Origin of the sequence: Geobacillus sp. Sah69, from assembly GCF_001414205.1 — a bacterium.
Lineage (GTDB): Bacteria > Bacillota > Bacilli > Bacillales > Anoxybacillaceae > Geobacillus > Geobacillus stearothermophilus.
The window spans coordinates 1-11,938 of record NZ_LLKS01000030.1 but is presented as its reverse complement, the minus strand read 5'-3'; the positions used below and the strand labels follow the sequence as shown (position 1 = coordinate 11,938).

The following is an 11,938-nucleotide window of genomic DNA, read 5'->3' as shown; positions in this document are numbered from 1 at the left end:
GAAGAATCATATACGTCTCAAGCCAGCTTTTTTGACGGCGATGAGATTCCTGAATATAATGCCGACAATCCAAAAGAATATAAGTTCAGCGGCAAACGTATTAAGCGCGGCTTGTATCGAACAAAGTCTGGCAAACTAATGAATGCTGATGTCAATGGCGCATTAAACATCTTAAAGAAAAGTAAAGCTGTAGACCTGAGTGTCTTATGCTCTAGCGGCGAAGTGGACACGCCTCAAAGAATAAGGATTGCTTGAAGCAGTCAAACTTCTTTGGAAGCCCCCACTTCAAATTTTCGCTAGAAAATTAAGTGGGGGTAGTTCACGGACAAGTGGTTCACCATGCGTTGCTTTATGGTATGATAGAGCGTGAGGTGAGGACATTGCGGCAATATTTACAGCTTTTGGAGGATATTTTGGAAAACGGCGTCGAAAAAGAAGACCGAACGGGCGTCGGCACGCTGTCGGTGTTCGGCCGCCAGCTCCGCTTCAACTTACAAGATGGATTTCCGCTCGTGACAACGAAAAAATTGCATATCCGCTCCATCATTTATGAACTGCTTTGGTTTTTAAAAGGCGATACGAACGTCCGCTATTTGCAGGAGAATGGCGTGACGATTTGGGACGAGTGGGCGGACGAAAACGGCGATCTCGGCCCGATTTACGGCGCGCAATGGCGCTCGTGGAAGGGAGCAGACGGGAAAACCATCGACCAGATCGCATGGGTTGTCGAAGAGATCAAACGAAATCCGCATTCACGCCGGCTGCTGGTGAGCGCTTGGAATGTAGCGGAATTGGACGAGATGAAGCTGCCGCCGTGCCATTACGCCTTCCAGTTTTACGTCGCCAACGGCCGGTTGTCATGCATGTGGCAGCAGCGCTCCGTTGATACGTTTTTAGGGTTGCCGTTTAACATCGCGAGCTACGCGTTGTTGACGCATATGATCGCCCAGCAGTGCGACCTCGATGTCGGCGAACTCATTTTCACCGGCGGCGACGTCCATTTGTACAAAAATCATCTGGAACAAGCGAAACTGCAGCTGACGCGCGAGCCGCGCCCGCTACCGAAGCTCGTGATCAAACGGAAGCCGCCGTCTATCTTTGACTATGAATACGACGACTTTGAAATCGTCGGCTACGATCCGCATCCGGCGATTAAAGCGCCGGTGGCGGTGTGAAGGGGAGAGCGCGATGATGTCGCACATTGTGGCGATGGATGAAAACCGGGTGATCGGCAAAGACAACGGTTTGCCTTGGCATTTGCCGGCTGATTTGGCGTATTTCAAACGGGTGACGATGGGGCATGCCATCGTGATGGGGCGAAAAACGTTTGAGGCGATCGGCCGGCCGCTTCCCGGCCGGGAAAACATCGTCGTCACGCGCAACCGTTCGTTTCGCCCGGAAGGCTGCCTTGTGCTTCACTCGCTCGACGAGGTGAAACAGTGGGCCGCCGGCCGCAACGATGAAGAGGTGTTTATCATCGGAGGAGCGGAACTGTTTCAGGCGACGATGCCGCTTGCCGCCCGACTGTATGTGACGAAAATTTTCGCCTCGTTCCCTGGCGATACGTTTTATCCGCCGATTTCCGAGCAAGAGTGGGAGATCGTTTCATATACGCAAGGAACGATCGATGAAAAAAACCGATACGATCACGCCTTTCTCATTTATGAGCGAAAAACAGGGCGCGCTTAGCTTTGGGCTGGGCGCGTCTTTTTGCATAGAAGCGGGGCGAACAAGGAACGATAACAAGTAAGACCCAACAATGGAAATGGGGGAAGACAAATGAAGCATATCGTTCCTTTTATCGTCAAGCTCGCCGCTTGGAGCGTCGTCTTATTTTCCATGTTTACGATCTTCAACGCCCCGCTTTCGTTGATTTCGCTCATGACGGTCATCACGGCGCTCGTGTCTTACGTCATCGGCGATGTGTTCATCTTGCCGCGCGTCGGCCATTTTGTTGCTGCCGCACTTGACGTGCCGCTTTCCTTTTTGTTGATTTGGCCGTCCAGCTTTGCCCTCATTGCCCCGTCCGTCAACGTGGCATACGGCGCATTTTTCAGCGCCTTGGCGATCGGGGCGGTTGAAGCGTTTTTCCACTTGTATATGGAAAGCCATGTTCTCGAAGAGGCAAGGAGGGAAGAAGAGCACCGCTGGTATGATGAAGGAAGATGGGCAACGGAATTTGCCGAGGAAGAAGAGTTTAAAAAAGAGGACGACCGGACATAGCGCCGGTCGTTTTTTCGGTCCGCTTGCGCATGAACGAGCCGTTCGCTGTGCCTGTATTGGCCGAGTGGAAGAGGTTTCTAGAAGCTCATCCGATGACGTCAAGCTAGGACCGCGGAAGCGTCCGGTAAAGCGGGATTATCGCGATGATCGCGAGCCAGCCCCTCTTCACCCAAAAACTTTTCGAAAATTCCCTTTTCTTTTTACGAATTTGTGATATAATCTACAAATCAAAGACAACTTAGAAAAGAAAGGGAACGAGAACATGGAACAACAGCTGAAACGAAAGCAAGGGGCAGTATACGTCGAGGACATTTTGATCGCGTATCATACGTTGAAGGATGTTGTGTTCCATACGCCGCTGCAAAAAAATCCGCTGTTATCCGAGCGCTACGAATGCAATGTCTACTTAAAGCGCGAGGATTTGCAAGTCGTGCGTTCGTTTAAGCTGCGCGGGGCGTACAACAGGATGAAGCATTTAACGGATGAGGAGCGGAGAAACGGGGTGGTATGCGCCAGTGCCGGCAACCATGCCCAAGGGGTGGCCTATTCATGCCGAGCGCTTGGCGTGCATGGGAAAATTTATATGCCGGCGACGACGCCGCGGCAAAAAGTGTCGCAAGTGCAGCTGTTTGGCAAAGACATGGTTGAGATCGTGCTTGTCGGCGACACGTTTGACGATTCCTACAACGAAGCGGTGAAGTGCGCCGAGGCGGAAGGGCGGACGTTCATCCATCCGTTTGATGACGAATACGTCATCGCCGGACAGGGGACGATTGGCGTCGAGGTGCTCAACGACTGCGATGAGCCGATTGACTTTTTGTTTGCCAGCATCGGGGGCGGCGGATTGATGGCTGGGCTGGGGACGTATGTGAAAAGCATTTCCCCGTTCACTAAAGTGATTGGCGTCGAACCGGCCGGCGCCCCATCGATGAAAACGGCGCTCGAGCATGGACGTGTCGTCACGCTTGAGGAGATTGACAAGTTCGTGGACGGCGCCGCTGTCAAAACGGTCGGGGAAAAAACGTTCGCCTTATGCCGCGGGGTGCTTGATGACATCGTCGTCGTTCCAGAAGGGAAAGTGTGCACGACGATTTTGGAGCTGTACAACGAAAACGCCATCGTCGCCGAGCCGGCTGGGGCGCTGCCGATCGCCGCGCTCGAGTTTTACAAGGAACAAATCCGAGGCAAGACGGTCGTTTGCGTGGTGAGCGGCGGCAACAACGACATCGACCGGATGCAGGAAATCAAAGAGCGCTCGATGATTTACGAAGGGCTGCAGCACTATTTCATCGTCAACTTCCCGCAGCGGGCCGGGGCGCTGCGCGAGTTTTTGGATGAAGTGCTTGGGCCGACGGATGACATCACCCGGTTTGAATACACGAAGAAAAACAACAAAGAAAGCGGACCGGCGCTTGTGGGCATCGAGCTGAAACGGCGCGAAGACTACGCACCGCTCATCGAGCGGATGAAGAAAAAAGGTTTCCCGTTCCAAGAGGTCAACAAAGACCCGAACTTGTTCCATCTATTGATTTGACGAAAAAAGTCGGAACAAATTCGCCGCATTTCGACAAACTTTTTCACCGGATTGGTGTATAATAAAAGTAAATCGGTGAAAAAGAGGATTGATATTTTGCTATTCAAAAGCCTCGAGTTTCAAAACGTGTATGGGCAGAAGGTCAAGATTATCGAAATCCCAGTATTGGAGGAAGAGAACACATACCGATTCATGATCCAACTGCGCTTGGAGGCGTTTATTGCAAAGGTGTACCGATCGAGAACGAGCCGTTCTGTGTATTCGTTCCGCGAACATTTGAAGAAAGTGCTGAAATGGCCTGTATATGAACAGATCTTTAAAGAAACGGCGTTAAAGCATAATGCATGACTGTTGTTGTTTTGTCCTTGGCGGCAAAACAACTTTTTTTCTGCCGGTATCGTTCATAATGGGCGATGTTCCTGCTTGGGGATGAGCCGAGCTTGCTCATGGACGTTTTTAGGTAGGATTTTTGCCGGTTTCATTATATAATGGAAACGAGATCATCAGTATTAGGAGTGAGCGAATGAAACCAATCAAAATTGTAACCGACTCAACGGTTGATGTGCCGTCTTCGGTGCTCGCCGAGCACGGCATTGAAGTCGTTCCGCTTCATTTGACGGTTGACGGCGAGGCGTTTGTCGACCGGGTGACGATCACACCAGGGCAGTTTATGGCGAAGATGAAGGCAGCGCGTGAACTGCCGAAAAGCTCGCAACCGTCGGTCGGTGAGTTTCTAGCTGTCTATGACCGGCTCGGGGCGGACGGAAGCGAGATCATATCGATCCATATGGCCGGCGAGCTGAGCGGCACGGTCCGTTCGGCTGAGCATGCGGCGGCCCTGACCAAAGCGAACGTGACGGTCGTCGATTCCCAATTCATTTCGTATGCGCTTGGATTCCAAGTGCTTGAAGCCGCCCGCTTGGCGAAGGCGGGTCGAAGCGTTGACGAGATCATCCGGCGCTTAGACGACGTGCGCCGTCGTACGCGGCTGTATGTGGTGCTCGATACGCTCGATCATTTAGCGAAAGGCGGCCGCATCGGCCGCGGCAAAGCGCTCGTCGGCTCGTTGCTGCGCATCAAGCCGATCGCTGCGCTTGTTGACGGGCTGTATACACCGGTGTCGAACGTGCGCAGCTTTTCGCAAGCCATCGCCGATTTAGCGGGCCGGTTGGTTAAGGAGAAGGCGGAAGCGCCGGTGCGCGCGGTCGCCATTGCCCATGCCGATGCCAGGCGCTGGGCGGAGCGGCTGAGAGAAGCAGTCGCTGAGGCGATCGGTTCTGTGCCGGTTGACATTGTTGAAACGACGCCGGTTATTTCGATTCATACCGGACCCGGCGCGCTTGCGCTGATGTATTATACGGAAGAAGGGGAGCACAAGGGGTCGGGCGCAGTTTGAAACAAAGCGATACAGGATGAAAGGGACGAGCAGTGGATGTGGAAACGAATCATGATGATGGCAGCCGTTTGTTTGCTTGCCGCGTGCGGAAAAACAATTCCGGATGCCAAAAACTGGCCGGTCGCTGACTTTACGTTTGTCGATCAGACCGGCAAGCCGTTTGGACTTCGCGATCTGAAAGGAAAAGTGTGGGTCGCCGATTTTATTTTTACCAATTGCGAAACGGTGTGTCCGCCGATGACCGCCCACATGGCCAAACTGAAAGAGAAGGCGGAAGAAAAGGGGCTCGATGTTGAATTTGTTTCGTTCAGTGTCGACCCGGAAGTTGACACGCCGGAAAAACTGGCGGCTTATGCGAAACAATTTACAAATGACCTAGCAAACTGGCATTTCCTGACCGGGTACCGCCCAACCGAGATCAGCGAGCTGGCGCAAAAAAGCTTTAAAACGATGGTGCAAAAGCCGGCTGGCGATGACCAAGTCATCCATGGTACGAGCTTTTATTTAGTCGGGCCGGACGGCAAGGTGGTCCAAACATACAGCGGCGTGCAGGATGTGCCGTACGACACGATTTTAGAGCATATTGAAATTTTGCAGTCGTCGCAATGAGGCAAAAACGGCTACCGCCTTTTTGCCTTCTTTTCTTTCCCTTGTTGCGGCAAAAGGCAGGTGTCACACATGATGCGATGGGGATGGCTCATCATGGTGGGGGTGTTGCTTGCCGGGTGCACGGTGCTCCCGGCCGGCGGGAAGCCGGACCGCCCGCATGAAACCGCCGTCAGCCAGCCGGAAGCGAAGCCGTTGCCGAAAGACATTCACCTCGTCGCGTTAGGCGATTCATTGACCGAAGGAGTCGGAGACGGTGAAAGGAAAGGCGGCTATGTCGGCCGCCTTGTCCCGCTTTTGGCGGCGGAGGATGGGGTGCGGACGGTGACCGTCACGAATGCCGGAAAGCGCGGCCGGCGCATCACCGAACTTGAACCGGTTATTCGCGCCCATCAGGCGGAGCTTGAGCGGGCTCATATCGTCATGATCACGATCGGCGGCAATGACGTGATGAATGTCGTCCGCGCTCATTTTTTTGACTTATCGTACGAGCGGTTTGCGAACGAGAGCCAACGATTTGCCGAGCGGCTCGATCATTTGTTGATGTTGTTGCGCACGATCAACCCGGATGCGGTCGTTGTCCTGATCGGCTTGTACAATCCGTTTTCCGCCACGTTGCCGAACATCCCGGAAATCGATGATGTCATCGCCGAATGGAACCGCACAAGCCAAGCAGTGGTTTCCCGCTATCCGCGCACGATCTTTGTGGATATTCAAGACATGTTTGCCAACCGCGATGATTTGCTTCACCGCGATGAATTTCACCCGAACGCCGAGGGATATGCGCAAATGGCAGTGCGGGTGTATGAGTCGCTCGATGCGCGAAAAGAGTGGTGGGCGAACTGATGGAAACGAAATGAAGCAGCATAAGGAGTATGTTAGAATGAATTGGAAACGATCGTTTTTCGTTTTGGCGGCTGTGAATGCTGTTGTGCTCATTCTTGCCGCTGTTTGGCTGCTGCAGCCGTCTCCGCCGGTGAAACGGCCGGAGCGCCTGGATGTGGAAGGGGCTTCGTTTACGGTGTACTCCAAAAAAGCGCACTTGAACGCTGTCATTAACGATTATTTGGCGGAAAAAACGAAAGACCATCCGCTTCGCTATGACGTTTGGCTCGCCGACCGCGTTTACGTCTCGAGTGAAATTCCGATCTTTGGGCGCAACGTCGAGCTCGTCGTCTCGTTTGTGCCGAAAGTCGTGAAAGGCGGGAACGTCGAACTTGTCGAACCGGTCATTTCGCTCGGCGACTGGAAGCTGCCGGTGACGTACGTGCTTCGCTACTTGCAAAAGCATGCGCCGCTGCCGGATGAAGTCATCATCGATCCGGGACGGGCCCGCATTTATGTGGCGCTCCATGAGATTCGTTTTGGCAACGGGTATCAAGTAGCGGCGAAAAAAATCGATTTGGCGGCCGATGAAATCGTATTTACCTTAACGATCCCGACAAACCGTCCGCGGTAAAAACGTTGACGTCAATGTTTCCGTGCAACATCGTGAATCTTGTCGGCGTCTATTTGGAAGAAAAAGGGTGTCTCAAAGACAATGAGACACCTTTTTTTGGCCGTTCCAGCCTCGTGCGGCCCCGCCGTTAGATCAGACGCAGCCCTTTCGGATAAAAGTTTTTCACCGTCCCTTTGACTTCTTTTCCCCAGCCGAATGGAAACCCGTCGACCGTCACAAGCAGCCAGCCGCGGTCGCCGCCGGTGGAAAGCGTCTCGCCGCGCCAATATTGGACGATTTCGCGGCTTGCGCTCGATAGGTCAAGCACATGTTTCGCTTCCTCTGTCCGCAGCGCCAAGGCAAGGGCATGGTTCGGCTCAAACCGCTCCTTTTTGGCCTCGCCAAGATGAAGGCCAGCGCGCACCACTTTCAAGCCGGACAAATCCGGGCATCGGTCCGGGAGCATGGCCAAATGGCTGCCAAACGAGAGGATTGTTCCGTGCTGCACGGTTTGCAACGATTGCTGTTCAAATTGGCGGTACAATCGGACGGCCGCTTTTGGCGCGTTCGCTTTCGCCCACCGCCCGCTCCAAGGTGGAGTCGGCCGCTGTTTTTGCAGCTTGGCGACAAAATGTCCTTCCCCTTTGAGGCGATGCGGCCAAAGGCGGGCGGCGTGGACGAGATCGGATCGATTGGTTTTCGTCCATTCCGGCCGTCCCGGCTCGATGCCACCGATTTTCGCAATCGGCAGCAACCGCAAATCATCGTACGTCTCGAGCAGCCATTCCATCGTTTGCTCGTTTTCCTCCGGAGAGAACGTGCATGTTGAATAGACAAGAATGCCGCCTTCTTTCAGCATCGCATAGGCACTTTCTAAAATGCGCCGCTGCCTTGCCGCACATTCTTCCACATAGGCCGGGCTCCAAAACGAGGCGGCCTCTTCTTCTTTCCGGAACATGCCCTCCCCCGAGCACGGAGCGTCCACTAAAATTTTGTCAAAAAAGCCCGGAAACCGCTCGGCAAGCGTTTCGGGAGCTTCATTGACGACGATGGTGTTCGTCAAGCCGAACCGTTCGACGTTCTCTGCAAGCGCTTTGACCCGTTTCGGGTGGATTTCGTTGGCGACAAGCAGCCCTCTGTTTTTCATCATCGCGCCAAGCTGGGTCGTTTTCCCGCCAGGGGCGGCGCACAAGTCAAGCACCGTATCCCCCGGCTCAGGCTGCAGCGCCTCGGCGGCCGCCATCGCGCTCGGTTCTTGAATGTAATACAGGCCGGCCGCATGGTACGGATGCTTTCCCGGCTGTTCGTCCGGTTCATAATAAAACCCGGTCGGGCAAAACGGCACCGGGGAAAGGGAAAAGGGCGCCGTTTTGACCCATGCGCCCGGGTCGGTTTTCAACGGATTGACGCGCAAGCCGTTGATTTTTTCGTTTTCATACACAGCGAAAAACTCGTCTGCTTCTTCATCAAGCAGCTTCTTCATTTTCGCGACAAATGCTTCCGGCAATCTCAACGCAGCAAATCTCCTTTCTCCGTCCGTCGTCATGAGCGTTTGCCTGGCCATTTCACTTTTGGCTCCGTTTTGTTCAAGATGCGCTTGATGTTGGCGCGATGACGATAAAAGATAAACGAAGCCAGCAACAACACTGCCACCGTCAATGGAATGTCGTCCGTGAAAAAGACGGTGTACACGACCGCGTACAGCGCCGCGGCCATCGATGACAGCGAGACGTAGCGTGAAACAGCCAAGACGACAAGAAACACGGCGATGAGCGACAAAAAGAACAACGGCGAATAAAACAGCATCACCCCGCCCGATGTCGCCACCGCCTTGCCGCCGCGGAACTTGGCGAACACCGGATACATATGGCCGACGACTGCCACCGCCCCGGCCAAAAGCGGATGCACGGGGACGGAAAAAAGCATCGGCAAGCTCGCCGCCAGCGTCCCTTTTAGCATATCGCCGACAATGACGATCGTGCCCGCTTTCGCCCCAAGCACGCGGAACGTGTTCGTTCCTCCGAGATTGCCGCTTCCATGTTCGCGGATGTCGATCCCGTAGCCGATTTTCCCGACAAGAAGGCCAAACGGAATCGAGCCGAGAAGATAAGCAAGAAGCAAAATGAGTGCGGTCATCGAATCAAACACCCTTTACTCAACAAGTTTGTGCATGTTTCTATTTTATCATGCGCCGGTTAAAACGGTAGACTGGAAATGAAGAAAAGCGGTTGTTTTGCATTTCCACATGATAACCGGTAAACTGAAAAGCAGGCAGGGACGGACGAGTTCATTCGTCCCGCAGCAAACGCAGAGAAGAGAGGAGCGGCTGTGATGAAAACGACCGTCACGTGGAACGGAAACATGTCATTCAGCGGCCAAAGCGCTTCCGGCGTCACCATTCCGATCGACGCCGCGAAAGACGTTGGCGGCAACGATTCCGGCGCCCGGCCGATGGAACTGTTGCTTCACGCCTTGGCCGGCTGCACCGGCATTGACATCGTTTTGATCTTGCGGAAAATGCGGCTTGACGTCCGCGCGTTTTCGATGGAAGTCGAAGGAACGCGCGCCGATGACCACCCGAAGCGGTTTACCGACATTCATATTCATTATGCGCTCGAAGGCGACTTGCCGGAAGACAAAGTCGCCCGCGCCATTCGGTTGTCAAAAGAAAAATATTGTTCCGTTTCCCATTCGTTAAATGCCGCCATTACAGCGAGCTATTCGATCAACGGCGTGCGCGGGAAGGAGACGATCTAACCAAAGAAAAGAACGTGGCGTTCATGTTTGTTTCGCGTGGCATAGCACGGAATGGCAAAACGATGAAAAAGGGGCTGACCCAAAAGTCCGCCAAAAAGCGGACTTTTGGAGTCAGCCCTCTCTGGTTTTTGTATATTTTACCAAACGGAACAAAATTCCGACTCTGTTCTCCCCCTCATTTACGCCACCAAGGACAATTGCTTGTCCCTAGCGGCTTTTTTGAGAAGATTGTGGGCAGCACAAACCAGCCCCCATTCGATGGAAACTTTTTGGAGGCCTCGCAGGACAAAGCGACGAAACCCGCGATTTTGTTTGATTTGCCCAAATACACTCTCAATGTCGGTTTGGCGTTGGCGGTATCGGGCTTGCCCTTCTTCACTCTCCAACCGTTCGCGGGCTTTCTGTTTTTGTTCATGATAGACGGGGTTCCATTGCGTGGTTCGTCCATACTTGGAAGTCGTGCAGGCCGAACGGAACGGACATCCTTCGCATTCATGGCATTGGTAGTGTCGGGTGACCGAGGTGTATCCTGATTCCGTGGTCTGTTTCGAAGTTCCGGTGCGAACCAGCTTTTTCCCATTGGCGCAAATCCAAACGTCTTCTTCTTCCACATAGGTCCAATTCTGCTGATGATGCGGATTTTTCTTGACCTTGCGCGTGTTCTCCTTCTCATACGTATGGTACTTGATCAAGGCCGATATGTGCTTCTCTTTCAGCTTCACGTAGTTCTCTTCCGAGCCATAAGCCGCGTCAGCGATCAAACGTTCGGGTTCCACGCCGTACTTCTCTCGAACGGTCTCCAAATGCGGGAGAAGACAACGAGTGTCGCCCGGCCTCTGATGAAGGGAATACCCCAAAATAAATTGGCCGGAAGAACCCACCTGTACGTTATAGGCCGGCTTGAGCTGGCCGTTTCGCATGTGATCCTCCTTCAACCGCATGAAGGTGGCATCCACATCGGTCTTGGAATAGCTGTTGCGATCCCCGCATACATGGAGTTGGTGTTCATACTTTTCACTGCGGGGCAAGTAGTCCTCCTTCATCTTCTTGATGGCCTTCTTCAACGGTTGGTTGTCCGGCTCGGCCTCCAACCGTTTTTCCCACTCCTCGGTTTTCTTTCGGATTTCTTCTGACGTAAAGGCCGGYGAAGGGTCGATGTCTTCCGCCTTTTCTTCTTCCACGATCACCTCGATCTGGGCAATCAGCCGATCGACATTGGCTTGGAGTTTCTCCTGGTACTTCTCAGCCGATTTGCGCCAAACGAAGGTGTACCGGTTGGCATTCGCTTCAATTTTCGTTCCATCCACAAAATAATCTTCCATCTTGACATAGCCGTCGGCCACGAGCAGCGTGATCATTTCCCGGAACAGGTCGTCAATCAGGTCTTTCATCCGCTCCGAACGAAACCGATTGATGGAACGGAAGTCCGGCTTTTGAAATCCACTTAGCCACATGAGGGGAAGGTGGACTTCGAGCTGCCGTGCAATCTCACGGCCATGATACATTTTTTGGGTGTAAGTGTAAATTATCACTTTATTTCGGAACAAAAGAGACATTTTTTTGCACATTCCTTCAGAAAGCCCTCTCCCCTTTTCTGAAAGAATGTGCTAAATTTTTTGTGAATTATTTCGGAAGAGAAAATCCATCGGTTCATAGGAGGGGGAGGAGGACGTGATTCAATTTCATGACTTTGGCATTGACGTTCAAACGTATGCAGAGCGTGGAAAAGAAAACGACTTCCCTCTTCTGAAAAAGTGTCCGCATTGCCGGGCCAAGCGCCCGTTGCACCGCCACGGTTACTATGAGCGAAACGCATTGACCCCACATGGTGATTATCGCATTTGGATTGTCCGGTATCGCTGTCGGGAATGCTTGAAGACGGTGAGTGTGCTGCCTTCCTTTCTCCTCCCGTATTTTCAGTATACGTTGTCCGCCATATGGCAAGTCGTGAAAGAGCAGTTGGGATTGACCGAAAGGACGAACC

The 11,938-nt window shown here is 53.1% G+C and carries 14 protein-coding genes and 1 pseudogene; 12 read left to right on the top strand and 3 right to left on the bottom strand.

The window, feature by feature from the left end; genetic code table 11:
- From AP057_RS05860 to AP057_RS05815, 10 genes and pseudogenes are all read left to right on the top strand, one after another.
- Window positions 1-255, top strand: a pseudogene (locus tag AP057_RS05860) (RNA-guided endonuclease TnpB family protein); the annotation flags it as partial.
- 125 nt (window positions 256-380) lie between these two features.
- Window positions 381-1,175, top strand: coding sequence for a thymidylate synthase (thyA, locus tag AP057_RS05855; protein ID WP_033014075.1), 795 nt, complete (start codon window positions 381-383; stop codon window positions 1,173-1,175).
- Between the two features lie 13 nt (window positions 1,176-1,188).
- A complete protein-coding gene (locus tag AP057_RS05850; RefSeq protein ID WP_055358279.1) occupies window positions 1,189-1,689 on the top strand; it encodes a dihydrofolate reductase in 501 nt (166 codons plus the stop codon).
- 90 nt (window positions 1,690-1,779) lie between these two features.
- Window positions 1,780-2,223, top strand: a complete 444-nt coding sequence (locus AP057_RS05845; RefSeq protein WP_055358278.1) for a YndM family protein — start codon at window positions 1,780-1,782, stop codon at window positions 2,221-2,223.
- A 262-nt stretch (window positions 2,224-2,485) separates the two neighbouring features.
- Window positions 2,486-3,757, top strand: a complete 1,272-nt coding sequence (gene ilvA, locus AP057_RS05840) for a threonine ammonia-lyase IlvA (RefSeq protein WP_033014077.1) — start codon at window positions 2,486-2,488, stop codon at window positions 3,755-3,757.
- Window positions 3,758-3,853: 96 nt separating this feature from the next.
- Complete coding sequence (locus tag AP057_RS05835) at window positions 3,854-4,105, top strand: YpmP family protein (protein ID WP_033014079.1); 252 nt, start codon at window positions 3,854-3,856, stop codon at window positions 4,103-4,105.
- A 175-nt stretch (window positions 4,106-4,280) separates the two neighbouring features.
- Window positions 4,281-5,153: a DegV family protein gene (locus AP057_RS05830; protein ID WP_055358277.1), complete on the top strand. Its 873-nt coding sequence runs from the start codon at window positions 4,281-4,283 to the stop codon at window positions 5,151-5,153.
- Between the two features lie 36 nt (window positions 5,154-5,189).
- On the top strand, window positions 5,190-5,762 hold the full coding sequence (locus tag AP057_RS05825; protein WP_050367279.1) for an SCO family protein: 573 nt from the start codon (window positions 5,190-5,192) through the stop codon (window positions 5,760-5,762).
- Window positions 5,763-5,831: 69 nt separating this feature from the next.
- On the top strand, window positions 5,832-6,605 hold the full coding sequence (locus tag AP057_RS05820; RefSeq protein ID WP_033009999.1) for an SGNH/GDSL hydrolase family protein: 774 nt from the start codon (window positions 5,832-5,834) through the stop codon (window positions 6,603-6,605).
- Between the two features lie 37 nt (window positions 6,606-6,642).
- A complete protein-coding gene (locus tag AP057_RS05815; protein WP_033014084.1) occupies window positions 6,643-7,218 on the top strand; it encodes a YpmS family protein in 576 nt (191 codons plus the stop codon).
- 127 nt (window positions 7,219-7,345) lie between these two features.
- Here AP057_RS05815 and AP057_RS05810 read toward each other — a convergent pair whose 3' ends face one another.
- Together AP057_RS05810 and plsY are read right to left on the bottom strand one after the other, a co-directional pair.
- On the bottom strand, window positions 7,346-8,710 hold the full coding sequence (locus tag AP057_RS05810) for an RsmF rRNA methyltransferase first C-terminal domain-containing protein (RefSeq protein WP_055358276.1): 1,365 nt from the start codon (window positions 8,708-8,710) through the stop codon (window positions 7,346-7,348).
- Between the two features lie 29 nt (window positions 8,711-8,739).
- Window positions 8,740-9,333 (bottom strand): glycerol-3-phosphate 1-O-acyltransferase PlsY, encoded by a 594-nt coding sequence (plsY, locus tag AP057_RS05805; RefSeq protein ID WP_015374888.1) that lies wholly within the window; start codon window positions 9,331-9,333, stop codon window positions 8,740-8,742.
- Window positions 9,334-9,528: 195 nt separating this feature from the next.
- On the opposite strand from plsY, the gene AP057_RS05800 reads away from it, so the two are divergent.
- Window positions 9,529-9,954: an OsmC family protein gene (locus AP057_RS05800; protein ID WP_033009997.1), complete on the top strand. Its 426-nt coding sequence runs from the start codon at window positions 9,529-9,531 to the stop codon at window positions 9,952-9,954.
- Window positions 9,955-10,133: 179 nt separating this feature from the next.
- Here AP057_RS05800 and AP057_RS05795 read toward each other — a convergent pair whose 3' ends face one another.
- Entirely contained in the window at window positions 10,134-11,522 is a 1,389-nt protein-coding gene (locus AP057_RS05795; RefSeq protein ID WP_055358275.1) for an IS1182 family transposase, read from the bottom strand.
- 103 nt (window positions 11,523-11,625) lie between these two features.
- On the opposite strand from AP057_RS05795, the gene AP057_RS05790 reads away from it, so the two are divergent.
- The coding region (locus tag AP057_RS05790; RefSeq protein ID WP_161804323.1) for a DUF6431 domain-containing protein at window positions 11,626-11,938 on the top strand (313 nt) is incomplete at its 3' end.